This is a genomic window from Streptomyces sp. KR55, from assembly GCF_052245645.1.
Taxonomy (GTDB): domain Bacteria; phylum Actinomycetota; class Actinomycetes; order Streptomycetales; family Streptomycetaceae; genus Streptomyces; species Streptomyces flavusporus.
In genome coordinates, this window is the sequence record NZ_JBQQCE010000046.1 from 1 (window position 1) to 22,849 (window position 22,849).

The 22,849-nt window shown below is 68.5% G+C and carries 19 protein-coding genes and 3 pseudogenes; 11 read left to right on the forward strand and 11 right to left on the reverse strand.

All coding sequences use genetic code 11. The annotated features are described in order from the left end of the window. From ACTWQJ_RS09565 to ACTWQJ_RS09580, 4 genes and pseudogenes are all read left to right on the forward strand, one after another. On the forward strand, positions 1 to 1,570 hold a 1,570-nt coding region (locus tag ACTWQJ_RS09565; protein WP_443306191.1), incomplete at its 5' end, for a LuxR C-terminal-related transcriptional regulator. Positions 1,571 to 1,717: 147 nt separating this feature from the next. Next, positions 1,718 to 2,047: pseudogene (locus tag ACTWQJ_RS09570) on the forward strand (alcohol dehydrogenase catalytic domain-containing protein); the annotation flags it as partial. A gap of 181 nt (positions 2,048 to 2,228) precedes the next feature. Next, positions 2,229 to 3,146, forward strand: a complete 918-nt coding sequence (locus tag ACTWQJ_RS09575) for a zinc-binding dehydrogenase (protein ID WP_443306215.1) — start codon at positions 2,229 to 2,231, stop codon at positions 3,144 to 3,146. A gap of 10 nt (positions 3,147 to 3,156) precedes the next feature. Next, a complete protein-coding gene (locus ACTWQJ_RS09580; protein WP_443306216.1) occupies positions 3,157 to 3,747 on the forward strand; it encodes a malonic semialdehyde reductase in 591 nt (196 codons plus the stop codon). On the opposite strand, the gene ACTWQJ_RS09585 is transcribed toward ACTWQJ_RS09580, so the two are convergent. Next, entirely contained in the window at positions 3,726 to 3,902 is a 177-nt protein-coding gene (locus ACTWQJ_RS09585; protein WP_443306192.1) for a hypothetical protein, read from the reverse strand. The two genes, ACTWQJ_RS09580 and ACTWQJ_RS09585, sit on opposite strands and share 22 nt — an antisense overlap. A 1,057-nt stretch (positions 3,903 to 4,959) precedes the next feature. Between ACTWQJ_RS09585 and ACTWQJ_RS09590 the strand changes: the two genes are divergently transcribed. From ACTWQJ_RS09590 to ACTWQJ_RS09600, 3 genes are all read left to right on the forward strand, one after another. Next, positions 4,960 to 5,154: a hypothetical protein gene (locus tag ACTWQJ_RS09590; protein ID WP_443306193.1), complete on the forward strand. Its 195-nt coding sequence runs from the start codon at positions 4,960 to 4,962 to the stop codon at positions 5,152 to 5,154. Between the two features lie 434 nt (positions 5,155 to 5,588). Then, positions 5,589 to 6,185, forward strand: a complete 597-nt coding sequence (locus tag ACTWQJ_RS09595) for a hypothetical protein (protein ID WP_443306194.1) — start codon at positions 5,589 to 5,591, stop codon at positions 6,183 to 6,185. A gap of 411 nt (positions 6,186 to 6,596) precedes the next feature. Beyond that, a complete protein-coding gene (locus ACTWQJ_RS09600; protein WP_443306195.1) occupies positions 6,597 to 7,442 on the forward strand; it encodes an alpha/beta fold hydrolase in 846 nt (281 codons plus the stop codon). A gap of 213 nt (positions 7,443 to 7,655) precedes the next feature. Here ACTWQJ_RS09600 and ACTWQJ_RS09605 read toward each other — a convergent pair whose 3' ends face one another. Beyond that, the gene (locus ACTWQJ_RS09605) at positions 7,656 to 8,000 is read right to left on the reverse strand and encodes a hypothetical protein (RefSeq protein WP_443306196.1); all 345 of its coding nucleotides are present in this window, start codon (positions 7,998 to 8,000) and stop codon (positions 7,656 to 7,658) included. A gap of 616 nt (positions 8,001 to 8,616) precedes the next feature. Here ACTWQJ_RS09605 and ACTWQJ_RS09610 point away from each other — a divergent pair. Together ACTWQJ_RS09610 and ACTWQJ_RS09615 are read left to right on the forward strand one after the other, a co-directional pair. Next, positions 8,617 to 9,828: a serine hydrolase domain-containing protein gene (locus tag ACTWQJ_RS09610; protein WP_443306197.1), complete on the forward strand. Its 1,212-nt coding sequence runs from the start codon at positions 8,617 to 8,619 to the stop codon at positions 9,826 to 9,828. 616 nt (positions 9,829 to 10,444) lie between these two features. Next, positions 10,445 to 10,657: pseudogene (locus ACTWQJ_RS09615) on the forward strand (substrate-binding domain-containing protein); the annotation flags it as partial. Positions 10,658 to 10,932: 275 nt separating this feature from the next. Here ACTWQJ_RS09615 and ACTWQJ_RS09620 read toward each other — a convergent pair. Together ACTWQJ_RS09620 and ACTWQJ_RS09625 are read right to left on the reverse strand one after the other, a co-directional pair. Further along, positions 10,933 to 11,764: pseudogene (locus ACTWQJ_RS09620) on the reverse strand (transposase); the annotation flags it as partial. Positions 11,765 to 11,903: 139 nt separating this feature from the next. Continuing rightward, on the reverse strand, positions 11,904 to 12,308 hold the full coding sequence (locus ACTWQJ_RS09625; protein WP_443306198.1) for a RidA family protein: 405 nt from the start codon (positions 12,306 to 12,308) through the stop codon (positions 11,904 to 11,906). Between the two features lie 721 nt (positions 12,309 to 13,029). Here ACTWQJ_RS09625 and ACTWQJ_RS09630 point away from each other — a divergent pair. Further along, a complete protein-coding gene (locus ACTWQJ_RS09630) occupies positions 13,030 to 13,107 on the forward strand; it encodes a peptidoglycan-binding domain-containing protein (RefSeq protein ID WP_443306217.1) in 78 nt (25 codons plus the stop codon). A gap of 173 nt (positions 13,108 to 13,280) precedes the next feature. On the opposite strand, the gene ACTWQJ_RS09635 is transcribed toward ACTWQJ_RS09630, so the two are convergent. The 6 genes from ACTWQJ_RS09635 to ACTWQJ_RS09660 are packed head-to-tail and all read right to left on the reverse strand — an operon-like array spanning position 13,281 to position 20,886. Then, positions 13,281 to 15,515 carry a glycoside hydrolase family 31 protein gene (locus ACTWQJ_RS09635; protein ID WP_443306199.1) on the reverse strand — a complete coding sequence of 745 codons (2,235 nt, stop codon included), beginning with the start codon at positions 15,513 to 15,515 and terminating at the stop codon, positions 13,281 to 13,283. After that, positions 15,512 to 16,612 (reverse strand): glycoside hydrolase family 15 protein, encoded by a 1,101-nt coding sequence (locus tag ACTWQJ_RS09640; RefSeq protein ID WP_443306200.1) that lies wholly within the window; start codon positions 16,610 to 16,612, stop codon positions 15,512 to 15,514. The genes ACTWQJ_RS09635 and ACTWQJ_RS09640 overlap by 4 nt, the downstream gene beginning before the upstream one ends. A 56-nt stretch (positions 16,613 to 16,668) precedes the next feature. After that, positions 16,669 to 17,943, reverse strand: coding sequence for an ABC transporter substrate-binding protein (locus ACTWQJ_RS09645; protein ID WP_443306201.1), 1,275 nt, complete (start codon positions 17,941 to 17,943; stop codon positions 16,669 to 16,671). 11 nt (positions 17,944 to 17,954) lie between these two features. Further along, on the reverse strand, positions 17,955 to 18,803 hold the full coding sequence (locus ACTWQJ_RS09650) for a carbohydrate ABC transporter permease (protein ID WP_443306202.1): 849 nt from the start codon (positions 18,801 to 18,803) through the stop codon (positions 17,955 to 17,957). After that, complete coding sequence (locus ACTWQJ_RS09655; RefSeq protein ID WP_443306203.1) at positions 18,800 to 19,681, reverse strand: carbohydrate ABC transporter permease; 882 nt, start codon at positions 19,679 to 19,681, stop codon at positions 18,800 to 18,802. The genes ACTWQJ_RS09650 and ACTWQJ_RS09655 overlap by 4 nt, the downstream gene beginning before the upstream one ends. Continuing rightward, positions 19,678 to 20,886 (reverse strand): ROK family protein, encoded by a 1,209-nt coding sequence (locus tag ACTWQJ_RS09660; protein ID WP_443306204.1) that lies wholly within the window; start codon positions 20,884 to 20,886, stop codon positions 19,678 to 19,680. The genes ACTWQJ_RS09655 and ACTWQJ_RS09660 overlap by 4 nt, the downstream gene beginning before the upstream one ends. A 426-nt stretch (positions 20,887 to 21,312) precedes the next feature. Here ACTWQJ_RS09660 and ACTWQJ_RS09665 point away from each other — a divergent pair, with 426 nt between their 5' ends. Further along, a complete protein-coding gene (locus ACTWQJ_RS09665) occupies positions 21,313 to 21,861 on the forward strand; it encodes a serine hydrolase domain-containing protein (protein ID WP_443306205.1) in 549 nt (182 codons plus the stop codon). Between the two features lie 338 nt (positions 21,862 to 22,199). Here ACTWQJ_RS09665 and ACTWQJ_RS09670 read toward each other — a convergent pair whose 3' ends face one another. Further along, positions 22,200 to 22,787 carry an MIP/aquaporin family protein gene (locus tag ACTWQJ_RS09670; RefSeq protein ID WP_443306206.1) on the reverse strand — a complete coding sequence of 196 codons (588 nt, stop codon included), beginning with the start codon at positions 22,785 to 22,787 and terminating at the stop codon, positions 22,200 to 22,202. Between the last annotated feature and the right edge of the window lie 62 nt (positions 22,788 to 22,849).

Here is a 22,849-nt window from a genome sequence, read left to right on the forward strand (position 1 = left end):
GACGGACGCCGCCGAGTACCTCGGCCGGACCCGCCGGGTTCACGAGGCGCTCGACCTGGTCGACGCCACTCTGTCGGACAGTCTTGAGCCACTGCAGGAAGCATGCATGCGCCTGGTGGCCGCCGAGATCCACCAGGCCGCGGGCGACGACGACGCCGCGATGACACACCTCCAGCAGGCCCTGGACCTTCCCGCGCTGCCGCCCGACTTGCGCATCCGGCTGCTGAAGACCAAGGCGACGGGCCACGTGTACCTCGGGGACATCACCACTGCCGAGCAGACCGACACCGGGCTGGTCGAGGCCGCCTACCGCAGCCACGATCCGGCCCTCGTCGTCAGCGCCGAGGTGTTCCAGTCGCAGACGTTCTTCTACCGCGGGCGCCTTGCCCGCGCCCTCGAGCTTGCCGAGGAGGCCACCGGACGTGCCGGCACAGAGTCCGCCGTGCTCTACCTGCGGCCCCCGCGGATTCCGGCGCTGTGGCTGGCCACGGTGCTGACCGCCACCGACCGGCTCGCGGACACCGAGCGGATTCTGCGGGAGGGGCAGCGCGAAGCGGAGGCGCTGGGCCTCGGCTGGTCACTTCCCCACTGGCATGCCACCCGTGCCTGCGCACTACTCGAACAGGGAGCGCTGGACGACGCGGCCGTGGAGGCCGAGGCCAGTCTGACGGTGGCGGACGAACTCGAGATCACTCAACCGAATCCGCAGGCCCGCTCCGTGCTGGCATTGGTGGAGATCAGACGCGGTGACCTCGCCAAGGCCAGAGACCATCTCCGCGCCGCGGAAGCCGGTTCCGGCACGACCACACAGCGGTACGGCCCGTGGGTGTCGCTCGCGCGCGCCTGCCTGGCGGACGCGGAGGGCCGCGATGCCACAGCGGCAGTGGCACTCGCGGGCAGCTTCGGGGACCGTGAGCCGACGCTGCTGCTGGCGGTACCTCCATCCCACTGGCCCGGGATCGTGCGCATCGCGCTCCGCGACGAGGATCCGTCGGTCGCGCAGGCCGTGTCCGGCGCACTGCGCAGCATGACCGCACAGGACGACAGCCAGCAGATCATCGGGGCAGTCCGCGCCCACGTGGACGGATTGCTTCACAGCGACCCCCGTGCACTGGCGTCTGCCATCGCCGGCTACCGGAGCACCGGCAGGCCGCTGGCCCTGGCCGCGGCCTGCGAGGACCTCGGCGAGCTCATGGCCACATCGATCGATACGACGCCGGCGATCCCGTACTTCGAAGAGGCGGGTCAGCTGGCGTCGGCCTCGGGAGCCCTGCGCGATCACGAGCGCATCAGGCGGCGCCTTCGGCAGCTCGGCGTGCGCACCAGCGCCGTACGGCACCGCACGACCGGCCCCCCGGAGTGGGGGAACCTGACCGAATCCGAGCGGAAACTGATCCCGCTCGTCGTCGACGGCCTCACCAACCGGGCCATCGCCGACCGGCTCTACGTGTCCGTGCACACGGTCAACACACACATGAAGCACATCTTCACCAAGCTCGGCATCAACACGCGAGTCGAGCTGACCCGGCTGGCGATCGAACAGGGTGGTACCGCCGACGGGGCCGACTGAGCGGTGCCCCCGACCGGCAGGGCGCGGCGGCAAGGATCCCTTGAATGGGCGATGCCGGCACCGGCCGCACCCGTGATGCTGGTCGCGACGGCGTGGCCACCGGCACGGCACCGCCTTTCATCAGGAAGTGACCGCCTCATGAACACGATGCGCGCAGTACGCGCACACCGACGCGGAGGCCCCGAACGACTGGTCCACAAGACCGCACCGCAGCGCCCCGAGCCCGGGCTCGGCGATGTCGTCGTCGCGGTACGGGCCGCCTCCATCACCACAGGAGAACTCGTCTGGGACGCCACCTGGACCGACAGCTTCGACGGATCGGGGCGGGACCGGACACCCATCGTTCCCGCACACGAGGTGTCCGGCGTCGTGGTCGAGCACGGAGCCGGTGTCACAGCTCCCGCCCTGGGCGCCGAGGTTTGCGGACTCATCCCGTTCCTGCGTGACGGAGCCACGGCCGAGTACATCAGCGTGCCGGCAGGGATCCTCGCCGCCAAGGCGGCCCGAGTGAACCACCGGAGCGCGGCGGCCGTCCCCTTGGCTGCGCTCACCGCACGGCAGGAGCTGGTCGACCACGCCCACATGGAGCCCGGCAGCATGTTCTCGTCCACGGCGGCGCCGGTGGCGTCGGCTCGTTCGCCGTACAGCTCGCCCCGCGCTGGGCGCGAGAGTCACCGCGACCACCTCGGCCCGCGACACCGAGTTCGTTGCGGGCCTCGGTGCCCACAACGCCATCGATTACGCGGGCAGTCGGTTCGAAGACCACGTGGCCGACGTGGACGTCGCATTCGACACGGTGGGCGGCGACACCCGGACCCGGTCCTGGGCCCCTTCTGCGCCCAGGCGGCGTCCTGGTCAGCATCGTCGCGCCGCCGGCCTCGGCGCGGCCCAGGACCATGCCGCACGCGGAGTGTTCTTCGCGGTCGAGCCGGATCGCGACGGACTCGACTCCATCAGTGAGTTGATCACGAACAGACGGCTGAGCCCGAAGACCGACCGGGTCGTTCCCCTCGCCCAAACCCGCGCCGTGTACGAGGCGCTCGAGAAGGAGCACCAGCGTGGCAAGGTCGTCATCCATGTCACGGACGGACAGTCAACCGCAGCCCAGGGCGGTCGGGCCCGGTGCCCACACGGACCCGGAACGCGGATACCGCGGCCAACTCCGCGCGGCCGTGACCGCGAGCGCGGCCCCGCACGGATACACCCTGGCGCTGTGGACCGCCACCGCGGTGACGTCGTCCGATCGGGGTGCCCCAGGGGCGGCCGAAGTCCTGGCGCTCCTCGCCGGTGCGACGCTCACCTTCGTCGCGTTGGGTGTAGTCGCATACGGCGGTGCCCCCATGACGCCGGACAGGTCCGTCCCGGCCGGCACGTGGATATGGGCCGCCTTCCATCTGCCCACGGCGGCTTTCGCCGCGCTGGTCAGCCTGTTACTCGCACGGTGTTGTGCAGGGCCCCTCCTGTGGGGGCTCGTCGGGACGACCACGACCGCCGTGTACCTGCTGGGTGTCAGCGCCCAGTTCCTCTGCTTTGCCGTTCGCCGAGTCACCAAGAAGCCACAGACACTCACCCGTAAGAGGTTCACCATGTCTCTCGCGCTCGACCCCGCAGCCCAGGACCTTCTGTTCCGGGAGGCACGGACCGCCAACACCTTCACCGACGAGCCAGTGACGGACGACCGGATCGAGGCCATCTACGACCTGGTCAAGTACGGCCCCACCTCGATGAACCAGCAGCCGCTGCGTATCGTGCTGGTCCGTTCCGCCGAGGCGCGCGAGCGCCTGGTCGAGCACCTGTCCGAGGGCAACCGCAAGAAGACCGCGGCAGCCCCACTCGTCGCCGTCCTCGCCGCGGACAATGAGTTCCACGAGGAACTGCCCAGCCAGTTTCCGCACTTCCCACAGGCCAAGGATCTCTTCGCCGAGCGTGCGGTGCGTGAGCGGTCCGCAAGGCTCAACGCACTCCTCCAGGTCGGCTACTTCATCATCGGCGTCCGCGCCGCCGGCCTGGCCGCAGGACCGATGACCGGCTTCGACGCCGAGGGCATCGACAAGGAGTTCTTCAGCAATGGCGAGCACTCGGTTCTTGCTGTCGTCAACATCGGCATGCCGGGCGAGAACGCGTGGTTCCCACGCTCTCCACGCCTGACGTACGCTCAAGTGGTCACTACCGTCTGATTGAGGGACAACGGCCAGTCGGCGGCGCACCTCTTCTTCAGCGCGCGGTCCAGCCGCGGCACCCGCGCGGCCAGGAGCTCCAGCACTTCCAGCACCCAGCGCCGCACGGTGGAAGCGGAGACGTCGTTGACGCCGGTCGGCAAGGCGCCGGTCACAGCGCAGGTGAGCGAGGACGAGCACGGCGATCTGTCCTGCCGTCAGCTTGCGCCACCGGGAGCGGAGTTTCTTCAAGTAGCCGCGGAGCAGGTCGGCGACCAGGGTGATGGTGGCGCTCGATAGCGGCAAGCGGCACTGCTGGACAACACCAGAAGGGTGTCAGCCAGCCTGGCAGGGTGACGAGCGCATGTCGCGTCGGCTCACCCGCGGCGCTCTTCGTGTCGGTGTGGGGTCAATGAGCAGGGGATACGGAGCTGCTCCCTGCGCTCATGAGGATCCATCACGCGAGTATGCGAGGCCGAAAAGGCGCGGACGGAGTTCTACGAAGACAGAAGCGGCCTGGTCCAGGGAACTTTCCGTGGGGGACGTCTCGAATTGCACGGTCCTGCTGTCTCCGTTCCTCCGGGTGCCGGTGCTGTCGAGTGGCGCGATCGCGCGGCACTGCGTGATGGCCCGCTATGTCAGTCGGCTCCTGGTCAAGGCCGTTCCGGCCGTCATGTGCTCCAGCGTTGGCCGCCCGACTGCCACAGGGGTGTGGTGCGGTCGGCTCGCGGGGGCAGCCGCGCGGAGGAGCGGACCAGTGGGCCGGACAGGCGCAGATGTTGTGACATCGCTTCCGGGTACGGCGAGCAGCCATGGTCAGGCCCGAGTCCAGACCAGCCCGCACCTGGCAGTGCCCGTCACGCAGCGCATCAGTGAGGTCGCCTGACGTCGACTGAAGCGCCCGGCAGCTCATTCCAAGAAGGCTTCTTTCAACCGCGTTTGGCGTGCACGCGGGCGCAGCGCCCGGAGCCCCGGCTGTCACAGCTCCGTCAGCTGTTCGGTCAATGCGGGTGTGGCTTGCGCAGTGTCCGTACAAGCCCTCGCAGCGAGGAAGGGAGCAAGCATGTCAAGAGCCCGGCGGAGCGGCCCGTGCGATGCGATGTCCCACAGCTCGCTTACGGCGCCGTCCGCGCGCCGACCGCAGTGGGGTCCGGCCAGGCCGCGAGGTTGCCCCTGCCGATCCGCACGCACTCCGGTTTCGCACGACTCCCGGCTTGAGCCGAAGAAAGACGCATGATGCCCCGAGACGACCAGCACCCCGATCCTGCCGCCGCCAGTGTGTCGCTGGCAGCCGAGGCCGCCCTGCTCGAGGCTCGTCTGCGCATGCTTCACGAGGCACTCGACGCGGTCGACGCGCGCATTGCGGCGGTCTCCGACACACTGCGCCGATACGCTGCTCAGCAGCCGCCGTCAACGCCGCGGCCCTGAGGACCACGCGGTTCGTCCGGCCAAGCCGCTGCCGTCCCCCGCCCATACGACGCATGCCCAGGGTGGTTGAAACACTCCCTGCCGCGCTGGCCCTGACGGGACGGCGTCCTGGCCACTGCGGGTGACGGGGCTCGGCGTCGCCGCACGACCGGTGAGCGGTCCGGGCCCTATCGGTCGCGCCTTGTGGTCGCTCATACCGTTGCGTTGCCCGCGGGCATACGCCCGGCTCCCCGGTGACAGCACTGTGTTCCGCGTTCCATCTTTCAGTGCACCCGGGTCTCCGCGACATATGTGGTCCGTCAGATTCATCTGTATTCCGGGATGCACTACTGCCTATGATGTCCAGGGGGCACCAATCCCGGCGTCCGGGCCGAGTGGCACCGCAGGTGAGTCGGCGGGGACGCAACAAGAAGGGTTGAGGATGAGAGGAACACATGGTCTCTGCAACCCACGCGGCGCACAACATTGAGATCACCGCTGAAAGTCTCCAGGAGGAGCTGGCCCGCCTGGAGGTCCAGAAGCAGGCGCTGGAGAGGGAACTGGCTGCAGTCGTAGCGCATCTCGGCTCCGTCCAGCGCGCCCTCAGTGCCCTCGAGGTCCTGATGCACGACACAGCCGGCGCGGCCCCGGCGGCCACTGCCAGTGCCGCGCCCACAGGGCCGGCCCACGCAACGGCGCCCGTGGAACCGCAGACGGATGTGTCCTCCTCCGCGTCCGCAGACGTCGCCTCGAAGACCGAACCACAGGTCCAGCAGCCCGAGCGCCGGCAGGGCGCAAAGGTGCTTGCCGCCTCCGGAGCCTCCGCCGACGCTGACGGGCAGAGGAAGTACGGCAAGCTGACCGAGCAGATCCTGGAGTACTTCGCAACGGTCGACAATGTGGATGTGCGTGCTCGCGATGTAGCCGCCGCTCTCGGCCGCGACACCGACAGTGGGAGCATCAACGCGGTCCGGAGTACGCTCGATCGCCTGGTCGGCACCTCCCGTATCCGCCGAACCGGCCGGGGCCTCTACCGCGCCAAGCGCTCCTGACCTCGCGCAGGGGCAACGTACGCAGCCGGGTCATCGAGTACGGCGCCGCCCCTGGGCCGTGTCAACGCGTTTCGGACACCTTTCACGGAGGATGTGTCGCACGGTGTCCGAAACGCTGTGAACAGCCTATCAGTCCCACGGCCTTCGGCCCGTTGTCTGCCGTAGCTCGATCGCAGTATGCCCCGAAACGGGAAGAAGCGGGCGCCATTTACCTGTGTGCGATCGCTCAGCTCCGACAAGTCGGAAACGGTGTGATGACAAGCATCACACTGTCTTGAGTAGTCACTGTTCTTGGCAGAGCATCTGGGAAGTGTGAACGCCTCACCCGAGCCAATGACTCTCCCCCGCCCCACCGAAGACCCTGCGTCGCCGCTCTCCCCCGGCACTCACACGATCACTGTCCGGCACGGGTTGTCGCGCGTCGAACAGCGCTACCACGTCGCCGGCACAGGCCCGGTGTGCATCGCCCACTCGGGCGGACCCGGCATCAGCTGGGAGTATCTGCGCATGCCTCTGCTCGAACGCAGTCTGACCATGGTCTACATCGAGCCTGTCGGTACCGGCGCATCCGGCTTCCTGGCCGATCCTCGCGAATACACCCTGGCCACGTACACACATTTCCTGCACGCTGTGATCGAGCACCTCGCGCTGCCGGACGTCGTGCTGCTCGGCCACTCGCACGGAGGGTTCGTCGCCCAGCGGTACGCTCTCGAACACCCGGGGCGTGTCGCGGCTCTGGTCCTGTACGACACCTCGCCGGTGACGGACGAGGGGTTCTGGTCGGCCGCAGTCGCCAACCTGGAGCGCTTCGTGCAGCGCCACATCAGCGAACACCCTGAGGTGGCCGGTTACGTCACCGCTCTCACCACCCGGCTCGACCAGCTCACCGACGACGGCACGACCGCCGTGCTGCGCACGATCATGCCGGCTTACCTCTACGACTACTGGGGCCGCGAGGAGGAGTTCAGGCCCGTCCGCCAGTCGCTGCGGATGTACGCCGCGCCCAGCCGGGGCGAAGGTCCCCCTTTCGACGTCCGCGACGAGCTGTCCGCCATCACAGCCCCCACGTTGGTACTCGTCGGAAAGGACGACTTCATCTGCGGGCCGCATTGGGCACGGATGATCCACCAGGGCATCCCGAAGGCACGGCTCGTGGTCCTGGACGAGACCGGCCATATGGCGCACCTGGAGCATCCGGAGGCATTCCGCGCCGAGGTGACCGAGTTCCTCGCGTCGAGACGCGAGGACGTCCGGTGAGCTCGGAGGGAAGCATCGGGCAACGGGGCCGGCTGTCCGGCCGGGACCGGATCCGCTGTCAGTTGGTGCGCAGCATGCCGGGAAGCACCGGTCATCGTGCTCCCTGCCGCGGCAAGCCACGCCACGACGGTGAAGAACCCTAGGTGGATGACCGCTCAGGCTCTGTGCAGGGCGCTCTCCCCGTCGGGCGCTGCCCGGTTTCGGTCTGCTCGGTCAGCCGACGGCACCGATGATCATCGCGCTGCACAGGCCGAGCATCATCATGGTGATAAGAGTCGTCGCCATGTACGCGCTCCGGCGCAGCTGTGCATAGCGCTTGGCGTGGTGATCTTCCACCGCCTTGATGTGGTCGGTGATGTGCTGCGTCATCATCCGGCAAACCCGGATCTGCTCTTCCACGTACCACCACTCGATCTCGGCTTTCTGTGCCTCGCTCAGCCCGGCCACGCGTGCGGCGAACTCGGCCGCACGGCTTTGAGCGCTACGGCGGTGGGCTTCCCGGAACAGGAATCCTTCAATGTCGGTCAGGCCGCGTGCGGCCTCGTCACTGGCGTTCACAAGGTCCTCCAGACAGGTAAAGAATCGTCGATCTGCACTGCAGTGCAAGGCGCATCACGACGCACAGGTGGCGTTGGCAGAAATCCGTATTCCGGTCGTTGCATGAGCAGCGCCATCACACCACCGATGCCGCGAGAACGCGCTCGGCGTCGCTCGATTACGGCAGAACAGGCCCCTCGGGCGCGGAAGCAACCCGACAGGACACACGTTGTGACCAGTTATGGACGCCCATGTATGAACGATGCATGACGGCAACATGTCGGCACTCTCCCCGCGCGGAGCACCGGATCAATGCCGAAATTCAGCATACCCCGCTGGTGAAAGCGGCAGAGAGTGGGGGTGGCGGCAGCACCGCCGAGTCCGATCCCCCTGGCCAAGATCCCTTGGTCGTCACGGCATACATGATCTGCTGACATCACACGTTGTGAAAACACACTGTTGTCGTACTACTATGCCTGCGGTGCCGCCCAGGCCGAGAACCACGGCCCCCTTCTGCGCCCGCCCAACCGCACGAGATTCCACGTGCTTTGGCTCGACTGCCCGTGCGGATGCGGCATTCGGACGGGGCGCCCGGCCCCCGGGGCGCCTTCCCACTCTTCTCATCAGAAAGATTCGGATGCGAATCAAAGACGTGAGCATGATGCTCGCCGGCTCCACCCTGATCGCCACTCTGGCGGCCTCCCCGGCCGTCGCGGACAGCTCCGCCCTTCCCACCCCGGACACCGCTGCGGTGCGCTCCGTCCAGAAGACGGCCGTAGCACAGGGTGCGCCCGGAGCGCTCACCCGGATCGACGAGGGCCTCAGGAGCTACCACATCGTCACCGGGGAGGCGGACACCGCCACCCACACCCAGATGGACACCGGCCGCAGATTCCGCGTGGGCAGTGTCAGCAAGACCTTCACCACCGTGGTGCTGATGCAGCTCGCCGCCGAGGGACGCGTGGACCTCGACGCCCCGGCCAACACCTACCTGCCCAAGTCGCTGCCCGACGACCGCATCACCGTGCGGCACCTGCTCAGCCACCGTAGCGGCCTGTACGACTACACCAACGACATGTTCTACTACACCGTTCCGGGCTTCGAGGCGGTCCGGAACAAGGTGTTCAGCTACCAGGACCTCATCGACCTGTCGACCGCCCGCCCTCTGAACAACGCACCGGGCGCGGCCTACAGCTACTCCAACACCAACTTCGTCGTGCTGGGGCAGCTCATCGAGAACATCACCGGCACGCCCATGGCCACCCACTACCAGCAGCGCATCTTCGGTCCCCTACGGCTGAGGAACACCTCCTACGTCCACCCGCAGACAACCATCTCCGGCTCCTATGCCCACGGTTACCTCCGCCAGGACGACACCACCCTGCCCCTGGTCGACTCCACCGAGCAGACCGTCTCGTGGGCACAGTCCGCAGGTGCGGTCATCTCCAACGCAACAGACCTGAACCGCTTCTTCTCCTCGCTCGTCTCCGGGAAGCTCCTCCCCGCCGAGCAGCTGGAGCAGATGATGACCATGGTTCCGGTCAACGCGGACGGCAGCCAGTCCTACGGTCTGGGTCTGCGCGCCAGGAAGCTGTCCTGCGGCACCATGGTCTACGGCCACACCGGAACCATGCAGGGCTACTACACCTACGCCTTCACCACCGCCGACGGCACCCGCAGCATGACCTCGCTGGCGAACACTTCCAACAACGGAACCGTCAACGCGACACTCGGTGCGACGCTGGAGGCCACGTTCTGCGGAGCCACCAGCACCAAGGCTGCATCCCCATCCGGATCCGACACGAACGGATTCACTGAGGACATCGCACCCCAGATCGTCCGCCGCTGAGCCAGCCCTCCACCCATGACGGCCCGGTGCGACCTGAGGCTCGCTGTGCGCCGGCCTCCCCACCGGGCCGTCCCGCCCCCACGGGACTGCTTCACACCCTCACCTCCGACACCTGCCACCGCAGCCCGGGCGACGCTGTCCTCTGCGGCAGGCAAGCTCGAGTGGCCTGACGGCGGCCGCGCCGGGGCGCGTCAGGGCCGGGGCTGCCCCAGGCGACCTGCGGCCGCACCGCTGTGGCGGACCCGGCCGGAGTCGCTGCCGCTCTGGCTGGTGTCCTTGGCGCAAAGGTGACTTGGCGCAGGCTGGACACGTCCAGATGCTGACGGGCCGCATCGGCGCCCCCACTCTTTCTGTCCATGAGATCAACGCATAGATGGCGGCGGCCGGTCACCTCCGCGCCGCGCCACCGCCCGGTGGCGATAGCCACACTGATGGCAGTATTCAAGGGTACGGCCGCATCCGGCATCGCCCAGGGCGCCGCCGAACCGGCCCGCGCCAAGAACGCGCCACGCCCGTCCGTCCACACCGTCACACTGACCACGGGAGACCGTGTCACAGTGAACCGTTACGCGGACGGCCGCCAGGTGGCCAGTGTCCGTCCGGCACATGGACGGGAGGGCGGCGGATTCCCGACGACGTCGCAATTGTCGGATTCGACAACTCGTACATCGCCCGGTACACCCATCCCTCACTGACGAGCGTGTGCCAGCCGGTGGAGGAGATCGGGAGCACCATCGCCCGTCTCCTGCTCGACGAGATCGCCGATCCCGGCGCACCACGGCGACACATCACGCTTCCCACCGAACTGATCGTGCGCAACTCGTCCTGACCCACGCTGATGTCTTGACAGTGGAGCAATGAGGCGGGTGCCTCCGGGCTCGACTGAGAGAGTCCCGCACCGCGACGGCGGGGGCGCCGTAGCGAGCGCACCAGGATCCGATGGACGCGCTGTCGGCGGAGCCCCGCACCGCGTCTCATTCGTACCGAAGCCCGAGGTCAACGCTGGGACCAATTCCCACTGTCGAAACCACGTCAACTGATCACCAACTGGGGCCACATAGGGCTGTCATACGGGGCCAACGACAGACAGCTGTCGAAGCCGGCCCTCGGCCGTGACTGCGACAGCGGCCGAAGAGGCTTGTGCCTCGTCCAGCGGTCAGCGGCCTCGGGGGTGCGGATCTTCGGGCAGGTCCAGCCGAGGGTCTGCTTGAACAGGCGGAAGGTGTGCTTGAGCTCGAAGCGCCGCAGGTACGCCTGCCAGAGGCGATTGGTGTCGGTGTCGGCTTCGGTGGCGTCGGTGCCTGACCACCACAGCCAGACCGGCTTCGAAGTCGCTCCGCTGGGCCGGTGGTCGACGTCCAGGCGGATCACGGTTCCCTCGACGATCGGGACTGTGCCGTCGGTTGCCGCCCAGGAGGAGCGGTGAGTCAGTTCGGGGTGGAGCCGGTTCCAGGAGCGGGCGGTGGCAGTGCCGTGAAGGTGCGTGTCGGTGACGGTTTCGGTGTCCGGGGTGCCCCAGCTGTCGGGCTGTCCGAAGACGAACTCACCTCCGTACCAGGGTGTCCGGCCCAGCGTATGTGGCTGCCGGGGCTGAGCTGTGGGCGTCGGGCCGTAGCCAGCAGGTGACGTCGACGGCCAGGACCAGCCAACCGTCGGCGGCCCGCGGCACAGGCGCCGCAGCCAGTGCCTGCAGCAGCCGGGGCGCATCCACCCGGCCCTGGCCACGGCCGCGTAGAGCCCGCCATGACCGCGGCGGTGTTCGCCCACCAGCGACAACTCGGCCAGCGACCTCACCGGCCCGTCGCCACACAGGACTGCGTCGGGCCAGTTCGAACAACGCGTCCGAACGCGCTGTCAGACAGGAGTAGAACTCGGCCCGGAAGCATGACAGGTCCGCAAGCGGCTCCAGACGAGCATCGTGATGCAGCAGACTCATCCTCACGGCCTTCGTGCTGAATGTGTGTGTTCCTTGGTCGGAGCACATGTTCAGACGAAGGCCGCTTCCTCGTACGCCGGTTACCGCACCGAGTGATCAAGTACAACGCATCGTTCGAAGCCCGAGGTTGAAGATCAAGCTAGTGCGTCACGTCGAGGCGGACGACCGCGCCGATCTCGACGAGCTGGTCGGGCAGCGCAAGGTCGGACACACCCATGACGGTGCTGGTCGGCCGGTGGTCGCCGCAGTACGCGGCGTGCAGGCGGGCGACCGTGTCGAAATGCTCCCGCAGGTCCCTGACGAGGACGGTGGTCTCGACGATCTGGTCGCGGGTGGCGCCGAAGTGCTCCAGCACCCGGTCGAGGTTGTCGAACGTCGTCCTCACCTGGAGCTCGAAATCGCCCGCCCCGACGAAGGCACCGGTCATGTCGTGCGACAACTGTCCGGAGATGTAGAGCGTGTCGCCGGCCTGCACGGCCTGGCTGAACCCGTAAAGAGACTCCCACGGCATACCGAAGCCGAATTCCCTGGACTGAACAGTCACGGTTCTCTCCTTGTAAACGACCGAACCATCCCCGCGCGGGCGGGACAACAACTGAGACCAGCATCGCCGCGATGGTGTGACAGAACCCTCCCGGCGCGGGCGGGAACGACTCCAAGATGCTGCCGTACAACCACAAGCCCGAGGCCCCTCCCCGGTCACGTCCGGTGGCATGGTGTAACCGACGGCCTACTCGGTGATCCGGTGACAGGTTATGCGGTTGGGGCGATCTCCGGCTCGGTGTCGCCTTCGATCGGGTGAAGGCGGCACCGGCCGAGGATTCTGGCCCCGGTCGAAGTGCATGTAGAGCTGTGGCAAAAGGGCAGGCTGCAACATCCCGTCCGGCTGGGCGTAGCGGCTGGCGAAGGCACCGACGGCCGCAGACACCCCGACCTGCCTCATAACGCTCGTCGGGGAAGGGAGCTGTGTCTGCATGACCTGCTTGTGCAGCACGGCGCCTGGAAGGGATACGCGGGACACCAATGCTGTCTGTTGGCCGTGATCCCGGAGCGGGCACACCATCCGCGGCCCGCAGTGACCGCAGCACTGCGATGTCCGATCTGCGGCTCATGCCGAAGTTCAACGCAGCGTAGTCAGCACCAGACCAGCACCGGAGAATCTCGTGCTGGGCGGAGAGCCGGGATGTGCCCCCTCCCGCGACTGCCGGCCTGACGGGCGCCGGTCTCACGGTCGACGGGCCTTCGGGCGCGCCACCGCGCCCGCCGTGCGCACCTTCCAGTCGCATGCCGGAATCGGCGCGGACGGCGTCGTCGGGCCGGTCACGTGGCAGAACCTGCTGTGACACTACGAGAACATCGACTTCGGCACCGGCACGATGTGCGCACAGAGCCCCGACGACCACGACAATCACCTGAGCATCCGTGCACCACGGTGGCTCTCCCGCCGCGGGCGGGGCGTGTACGGGCGGAAGAGCAGCCCGGGTCGGTGCCGAAGCGCGTCGCGCCGACTCGGCGCCTACGCCGTGTCGAAAACCGCCTTCAGTTCGGCCCAACGGTCGGCGCGCACGTACACCGGTACGACGTCCAGCGGGGTGGCACGGCGCACGGCCGCGCCGCCCTGGTGGCGCTCGCCGGTCCATACGTCGATCCACTCGGTGCCTGCCGGGAGGTAGACCTCCTTGGATTCGGCCCCCTCCTGGGTCACCGGGGCGACGAGGAGCGCGGAGCCGAGCGTGAAGTGGTCCGGGAAGTCCCAGATCCGCTCGTCCGCGGCGTAGTCGAAGAACAGCCCGCGCATCAGCGGCTTGCCCTGCGCCAGACCGGCCCGGGTCTCGGCCGAGAGGTAGGGGACCAGGCGGTCGCGCAGCTTGGCGTAGAAGCGGAAGATCTCCAGCACTTCGGGGCGGCCGGAGCGGTCGGCGATGTTCCACGGAGTGCGGTCGCGCAGCGGTGTGCGGTGGTGGTTGTACTCCGAGTGGTACTGCATCACCGGCATGAACGCTGAGGCCGCAGCGGCGCGCAGGTACAGCTCGGCAGTAGGCACGTCGCCGGAGAATCCGGCGATGTCCCAGCCCCAGTAGACGATGCCGCAGGCCGAGGCGGTGATGCCGGCGTTGACCGAGTGACGGAAGGCGTCCCAGGTGGAGTCCTCGTCGCCGGCCCAGAAGGCGCCCGCGTTCTGCGAACCGGTGAAGCCCGCGCGGGAGAACGTCACCGGAGCCTTGCCGCACTCGCGCAGCAGTTCGCCGTAGGCGCGCGGGTACTCGACCGGGAAGAGGTTGTTGGTGACGGCGCCGCCGGTGCCGTCGGCGTAGCGCAGGTCGTAGCCCCAGGCGTGCTCACCGCCGTCGGTCTTGAAGCCGTCGATGCCGATCTCGTCGACCAGGTAGCGGCGCTTGTCCAGCCACCACTCGCGGCCCTCGGGATGGGTGAGGTCGGGCATCAGGGCCTGTGGGAACCACCAACCGCGGTTACGGTAGGGCCGCTTGCCGTCCTGTTCCAGGACGCAGTACCCGTTGTCGATCATCGCCTTGGCATCGGCGGCTGCCTGCCCCCGCGGCGCCGGGCGCATCTTCATCAGCGGGATCTGCCAGAGCAGCACCTTGATGTCGCGGTCGTGCAGTTCCTCGACCATGCCCCTGGGGTCCGGCCAGGCGCCGTCCTCGGGGAAGGTGAAGTCCTTCAGTCGGTGCGGGGCGCCGTCCTCGGTGACTTCGTACTCGGCGTCGCGGAAGACCGTGAAGGTGGCCTCGTCCGACCAGGCTTCGATGACCAGGGCTCCGACGGGGATGTCCAGGTCACGATGGGCGTCCATCTCGGCCATCACCCGCTTCTGGGTATTCCACTCGTTGCCGCTCGCCCACAGGCGGAAGACCCAGTCGGGGAGTTCCTCGGGCCGGCCTGCCTCGTCGAGGAAGCTGTCGAGCACCTCGGCGGGGGTGCCGGCCCAGCACACCGTCTCGATGGTGCCGTCGGAGCCGGTCTCGGCCTCGATCCACAGCAGATTCCGGTCGGTGGCGCCCACGTCGTACCAGGTACGGCGCGAGGTACGGATGTGGAAGCCCCAGCCGTCGCCGCCGATGACCTGGGCGAACGGCATCGGAAGATAGGTGCGGCGGGCGAAACCCTGCGACTTGTACTGCTCGAAGACCTGGGCATCCAGGGTGAGTCCGCGCTGGTCCACCGCGTCGTAGCGCTCGCCGAAGCCGACGACGTGCTCGCCGGGCGCGAGGCGGAGTGCGAAGCGCACCCGCAGCACCGAGCCGTCGGCAGCGATCAGCGAGGACAGGGTGCCGTCGGCGAGGCGGGCTGCCGGGCCGGTGACGGTGACGCCGGGGGCGGCGTCCCGCCAGGCGGCCGGAGTGACGGTGTGCCAGGAAGTGCGGCTGGTACGGCCGTCCTTCGTGGTGCCGGTGAAGCGGTAGCGGGCACGCTGCCCCTCGGCGAGCGGCTGCGGGCGAACCACCCAGCGCAGCCGGTCCCCGGAGCCGGCGCCGGACGCAGCGGCGGCGAGGTGGCTGTCGCTGTCGCCGCCGGAATCGTCGGCGCGCCCGGCCGCGTCCGATTCGACCGTCGCTTCGAGCACGGTCGGCGCCCCGTCGGTCTGCCACTCACAGCTGACGTTCCGGTAGGAGCCGTTGGTGGACGCACGGACCTCGAAGGTCTCGTCGGCAAGCGGATGGGCGGGGACGATCTGGTCGTCGGTGGGGGTGTAGGCATGGCCGGAGCCGTGCGGGCGGTGGCGGATCATGCGAGGACTCCGAGTTCGTCGGCGAGGATCAGGTACATGGCGTGGGACCAGAGCAGCGGGGTGGCATTGGGTCCCCAGCGGTCGATCCAGCGCTGCAGGTGGTCGGGGGCGAGGAGGCGGACGCCGGGCGCCTGTTCGGGAAGCAGCAGTCCGTCCGTGGCGTGCGAGGCGATCCAGTCCAGCTCGCGACGGGCATCGGCCTCACGTCCCGTGCGCGCGTAGTGCCAGCCGAGGAAACCGGCGAGGACCGGCCACTGGCCGCCGCCGTAGAAGACGTCCTTGAGGTAGCGGTGGACACCACCCTCCGGCTCTACGAGATCGCGCTCGATCGCGGCGACCGTGCGGGAGGCCACCTCGCCCTGCGGGTCGACAGAACCGAACGGGGTGAGGCAGGCAAGCAGACTGGCGTCGACCGCGTCGGACCCCAGCCACTTGGCCAGGTGACCGGCGGACATGCCCTGGTCGGCGACGGTCTCCTCGATGGCGGCGGTCGTGCGGAAGACGGCCGTCGGATCGGCGAGCCCCGCGCGGACGGCGGCGCTGAGGCCGCCGTGGATCGAGCCGAGGGTGGCGCCGTGGCGCTGCTCCTTGGACTCCTCCCACCAGTCGTAGCAAGGGATGTCCCAGGTGGCGGTGAGGTAGTCGACGACCAGGCGGACCGTCTCACGGTACGGCTCGGGGTCGAGCCCGTGCCGGTCGAGATGGGTGGCGAGGGCCCACAGCCAGGTGCCGTAGCCGTCGGTCTGGAAGTCCCACCAGCCGACGTCGCCGGTGTCCTCGCCGGCCAGGGTGTAGCGGGTGGGCAGGTACTCGGCCTCAGCGGGGCGTTCGCCACGGCCGATCGCAGCGACCAGTGCCTCGATGCGCGCGGCCCGGTCGGTGACGGCCCTGGCGCACCAGTCGTGGAAAGCGGTCGCCGACGCGGGCGCGCCGACGCGGGAGGCCGCCTCGGCGATGAAGGAGCCGTCGCGGAACCACGAGTAGCCGTAGACCTCGTAAGTGGGGCATGCCGGGTAGGCGCCGCTCTCGGCCTGGTTTCCGGTGATCACCTCAAGGCTCTTGGCGGCGAGCCGTCGGTGGTCGTCGGGGGTGAACAAAGGGGTGCCTCCGGTCGGGGGTACGGGGGGTACGGGGGTGTGGCACCGAGGACGGGTCAGTCCTGGCGCAGGAGCGGTTCGACCTTGTCGGCCGCGCTCTTCAGGGCCTGGTGCACGGTCGTGCGTCCGATGACGACGTCTTCGAGCGCGTTCCCGACGATGTCGGAGACCTCGGACTGACGGACCATGTCAGGGAACGGGGCGACATCGTCGAGGGCGTCGAAGACGGCGGCCCGGTTCTCCGGCGGCTTCTGGCCAGTGAACTGCTTCTTCAGCGAGTCACTGGTGGCCGGGGACAGCTCCCAGGAGGTATCGATGCGCTTCTGCGCCACCTCCTGCGAGGTGGTCATGTACGTCAGCCACTCCCAGGCGGCGTCCGCGTTCTTCGACTGGCTGGACATCGCGAGGGTGTTCTGGAAGACGGAGTTGGCGCGGGTGCCGTTGGCCGGTTCCAGTACCACGTCCCAGTCGACGTCGGACTCGGCGAGCGTGGAGAAGAACCAGGACCCCGAGTGCCACATGCCGAGCCGGCCCTCGGTGAACATCCGGGTGTCCTGGTCGGCTTCGCCACCGAGCTGTGCCTTCGTGGGCATGGTGGTGCCGACCTTGCCGGTGAGCCACGTGGCGGCGGCGATGCCTTCGGGGCTGTCGAAGGCAGGCCTCGTGCCGTCCTCGCTGAGGAAGGAGCCGCCCGACTGACCGAGCGCCTTGTTGAACTCCAGGAAGGAGACGTTCTGGTAGTCGCCGAAGATGTCGTCGCCGAGCGCGTCGATCTTCTCGGCGGCCTTCTGCTCGTCCTGCCAGGTCCAGTCGCCTGTCGGGTAGTCGAGGCCCGCCTTGTCGAACAGGTCCTTGTTGTAGAAGAGCAGTTCCGCGGAGAAGCTGGACGGCAGTCCGTACTGCTTTCCCTCGTAGGTGAAGGCGTCCAGGGAGCTCTGTGAGAACGCACCGTCCGCGAGGTCCCGCCCGGTGAGGTCGGCGAGCGCGCCGGAATCGGCGAAGGAGGCGAAGGACTCCTGGTTGAGCTCCATGACATCGGGCGCGGTGCCACCCGCGATCGACGTCTGCAACTGGGTGAAGTACTGGTCGAAGGGGGCCGTCTGGACGCGTACGTCGATGTCCGGGTGGGCCTTCTCGAAGGACTTCTCCAGGTGGTCGAGATCGCCCAGGTGGTCGGGGGCCGCGGTGAACGTCATGTAGTGGACGATCCTGCGGCCGTCGGCGCCGGTGGTGCGGGTCGCCGATCCCTGCGTACAGCCGGCCAGCAGAGTGGCGGTGGTGACGAGGGCCGCGAGCGCGGCGAGGCGGCGTGGTCGGGGGGTGCGGACCATGGTCGGGTACCTCACTTCAGACCGCTGGTGGCGACGGAGCGGACGACGTGCCTCTGGGCTGCCAGGTAGATCACGAGCATCGGCACGACGCTGACGACCGAGCCGGCCATCACCACATTCCAGTCGGTGGTGAACCGGCCCTGCAGCGTGGAGAGTCCGAGCGGCAGGGTGTACAGCTCCTGCGAGCGGGTCACCACCAGCGGCCACAGGAAGTTGTTCCAGGAGGCCATGAAGCCGAAGACGGTGAAGGTGGCCAGGGCCGGGCGGACGATCGGCAGCACCACGCTCCACAGGATCCGCAGATAGCCGGCGCCGTCGATCAGCGCCGCCTCCTCCAGCTCGCGGGGCACGGCGACCATCGCCTGCCGTATGAGGAAGGTGCCGAAGGCCGAGGCGAGGCCCGGCAGCAGGATGCCGGCGTAGGTGTCGATCAGGCCGAGCTGCTTCATCTCCACGAACAGCGGCACGAGCAGCACTTGCTGCGGAATCATCATCGTGGCCAGGTAGATCAGGAAGAGGGTGTCGCGGCCCTTGAACGTGAAGCGGGCGAAGGCGTACGCGGCCAGGGTGCTGGTGATCAGCTGGCACAGGGTGGAGACCACCGAGATCCACAACGAGTTGCCGAGGATCCGCCAGAACGGCAGCGCTCCGGTCAGTTCGTCGAACGACCCGAGGCCGAGGTTCTGCAGCGTGAAGGCGTCACCGAGGGAGCCGCCGGTCTGAAAGGCGGTCAGGACCATCAGGACGAAGGGGAAGAGCATCGCCAGCGCGCCGAGTGTGAGCACGGCGCTCACCAGCAGGCGGCGGCCCTTGTGCGGCGCCGCGGGAGCGGCTTTGGCCGGCATGTCGAGGACGCTCACCGGTTCTCCACCACCTTGCGCTGGACCCGGCTCTGAATGACCGAGATGACGAGGATGACCACGAAGAGGACCCAGCTGAGCGCGGAGGCGTAGCCGATCTTCCCGTAGCGGAAGGAGTTGTCGTAGACCGCGCCGACGACGGTCTGCGTGGCCCCGGCGGGCCCGCCGCCGGTCATGACGAAGACCTGGTCGAACACCTGGAAGCCGTTGATCAGCGAGATCATCACGACGAAGAGGGAAGCCGGGGCGAGCAGCGGGAAGGTCACGTGGCGGAAGCGCCGCCAGGCGCTCGCGCCGTCCACCTGCGCCGCCTCGTACACGTCTGCAGGGATCGCCTGGAGCCCGGCCAGCAGGATCACCATCACAAAGCCGAGGTCCTTCCAGGCGGAAGCCAGGATGACCGACGGCATCGCCCAGGTCGGGTCCGTCCACCAGCCGGGCCCGTCGAGCCCGAACCAGCCGAGGACGCCGTTCACCACCCCGTTGCTCGGGTTGAGGATCCACTTCCACACCAGGGCGACGACCACCCAGCTGGTGACGACAGGCAGGAAGTAGACGCCACGCAGCAGATTGCGGCCGCGCATGGCCCGGTTGAGGCCGAGGGCGATCAGGAGCCCGCCGGCGTAGACCAGTGGCAGATAACCGACGACGTAGAAGAGGGTGTCGCGGAAGGCGCGCCAGGTGTCCGGGCTGGTCAACACGGCCTGGAAGTTCTCGAGGCCGACCCAGCTCATGGGCTTGAGCAGATTCCAGTCGTGGAAGCTGATCCACAGCGAGCCGAACATCGGACCGATGACGAACGCCAGCAGCAGTATCAGGCTGGGCGCGAGGAGGAAGCCGAGCAGCAGGGCCTTGCGCGGGCCCCGGAGGGAGTTCATGCCTGGTTCGCCTCACTGTGCGCGGTGAGACGGGCGCGGGCCGCGTCGACCGGGGCGGATTCCCTGTTCTCCGGGGTGAACGGAGCGGCGAGCACGGTGGCCGCGGCGCCCTGCGCCCAGATCTGGTCCTCCCACTCGTCAGTGATCACCTCAAGGCGGGAGACGGGCCGGAACAGGTGCCCGCTGAGCGCAGGCTCGAAGCCGTCCCGCAGATACGGCCACAGCGGCATGCCCTCACCGGTGACGATCAGCGCCTGCGGGTCCAGGAGATTGACGGCCCCGGCCAGGGTGCGGCCGAGCAGGCGCCCCGCGCCGCGCAGCATCTCCAGCGCACCGGGGTCCCCGGCGGCGGCGAGTGCGGCGAGGGCTTCGGCGCGGTCGCCGTCCTCGAGGACGTGCTCCTCGCGCGCAGTGCGCAGCAGCCCGTCGAAACCGACGTACGCCTCCAGGCAGCCCCGGTTGCCGCAGGCGCACAGCCGTCCCTGGTCGGTGACCGGAACATGGCCAAGCTCGCCCGCGCCGCCGAAGGCGCCGCGCAGCACGCTGCCTTCGCTGACAACGGCGAGGCCGACGCCGGTACCGATGGTGACGACGAGGAAGTCGTCAAGGGTGCGACCGTGCCCGTACAGCAGCTGGGCGGTGCCCACGGTGTTGACGTCGTTCTCGACGAGGACAGGCAGACCGAGGGCACGTCCAAGGAGACGGCCGAGCGGTACCGCGCTCCAGCCAAGATGCGGGGAGTCGACGATGCCGTCGGCGCCGACCCGGCCGGGTACGCCGACACCGACCCCCATGAGCGGGGCGTCGCCGCCGCGCATCACCTCGGGCGCGAGTACCTCGACGAGGCGGTCTGCTGCATCGGCGGTGAGCGCGTCGAAGGGGTGGGTGGCGCAGTCGGTGACCTCGCCGCCGAGCGTGACGTGTACGACGGTGACATGGTCGGGCGCGACCTTGACGCCGATGGCCCGCCCTGCGTCGCAGACGATGTCGAGCCGGATGGCCGGACGTCCACCGGCCGAGGGGACCGAGTCGGTCTCCGCGATCAGTCCGTCGGCCAGCAGCCGCTTGGTGACCTGGGTGACCGTGGCCGAGCTCACGCCCAGCCGACGCGCGATCTCCACCCGGCTGAGCGGGCCTGCCCGGCCGAGAAGGGCGAGAACCGCCGTTCGTGACAGGCCACGCTGCACTGTCTGAGGTGCGGGCACTCGACTCCTCCTTTCCTTCGTTGCTAAATTTAGCAACGAAGATAAGTCGGCGCGGGTACGGCGGTCAACCACGGGGCGCCGCGGTGGCACCGGCCGGATCCCGGGGACGTTCGGGGCCGGTTCCCGCCTGCGGTTCGTGAGCGCGGCGCGGACATGTGGCGCCGGCCGGCGGTGCCCACCCACCACGAGCACGCCGCCGTGGCAGCCAGGCGCCGAGCCCGACACCGCTGATGCGGGGGGGCTGCGCTCTTCCGCGGAGACTGCGTCGGCGCCTGCGAGGGGGAGGACTGACGCCTCGTAGGGTCAGACGGTCGCCGCGGGCCGGGCTCCGGATGCGTCCCGCCGGGGGCGTGTTGGTCGCCCGTCCGGATGAGGCACCTGGTGAGGAGGCCCGCAGCGCGCTCATCGGTTCGGCCGAGGACGGGATTGGCCCGCACGGCCGAGGAGAAGGGATGCGGCGGCGAACACGCTGAGGGCAGGTTGCGCCTCGACGATTCACTCGAGCGCCACCTTCCCGGACTGGTGCCGGATGGCGCGAAGATCACCGTGCGGCACCTGCTCAGCCACCGCAGCGGATTGTTCAACTACACCGACAGCCTCTGGCCCGGCGGCCTCCAGGAGATCCACGACACGAGGTTCAAACGCTTCACGCCGCCCGAGCTGATCGCCGAGTCCAACAGGCACAAGCCCGGCTTCGCTCCGAGCACCGCCGGCAGCTACTCGAACACCAACTACGTGCTGCTCGGCATGCTGATCGAGAAGGCCACCGGTACCCCTGCCCGGCAGGAGATCATGCGACGTATCGTCAAGCCGCTGCACCTGCGCGGAACATCCTTCCCGGACCTGGGCGTGGACCGCCGGTGCGCTGATCTCGACGACGCACGACCTGAATACCTTCTACAAGGCGCTCACCGCCGGGAAGTTGCTGCCGGCGTACCTGATGAAGGAGATGAAGCAGGTGCAAAAACTCGGTAACAAAGCGCCCTACGGGCTCGGCATCACCGAACTCAACGACCCGGCGTTCGGCAAGGCCTACGGCCATACCGGGGGGGGGCACACCCGGCTTCACGACGCACAGCTACACGCTCGCCGACGGCAGCCGTCAGGTCGCCCTCTCCGTCAACTCCATGCCGGCCACCAAGGAGGAGAGCATGGCCACGGCCAAGGCGGTGAAGGTACTGCTCGGCATGGGGGCCAAGGCGCAGTAGCGCCTTGGCCGGCCTCCGGCCGCCCCGCATGGACCGCATGCGGAACCCGCACGCCGATGAGCTCCGTCATGGTGCGGATCCGATGCGTGTGCCCGGGGCGGGTGCTCAGAGCCGCGTCCGCTCGCCATCGGTGGGTACGGGAACGGCGGAGGCTGTGACGCCGACGACGACGGCCGCGATCAGCGGGCCGACGACGTACGGCCGCAGAAGGCCGTCACCACCGCTCAGGAGCCAGGAGCCGAACTGCCGTGCAGGGTTGAGGCTTCCGCCGGTGACGTTCGCGGTGAGGGCGATCAGAGCCGTGAGCAGCGCTCCGACGGTCATGGGTGTGACGTCGGCGAGGCCCGGATCGCGGGCCAGCCGTACGACGACAGCCAGCAGCACTCCGGTGGCGATCGCCTCCCCCAGCATGATCCAGACGTCGGGCGTGCTGTGCCGCACGCTCAGCAGGGCGTAATTCACGTCCTGATGGGCCAGGGACGGGCCGGACAGCACCCAGCCCGCGGCCGTACCGAGTACGGAACCTGCCATCTGCGCCAGCACGTAGAACGGCACATCGCGGCCCGGCACAACGCGCGCAGCCCACAGGACGACAGTGACCGCCGGATTCAGATGCGCCCCGCTCACCCTGCCGAAGGGAGAGGCGACGAGGGCTGCCACCACGGCGCCGCTGACAACGGCATCGACGCGCAAGCGGGAGTCGTCGGAGCCAGGTGGGTGTGCAGCCATGACCGGGGATGGAGCAGGTGGCACAT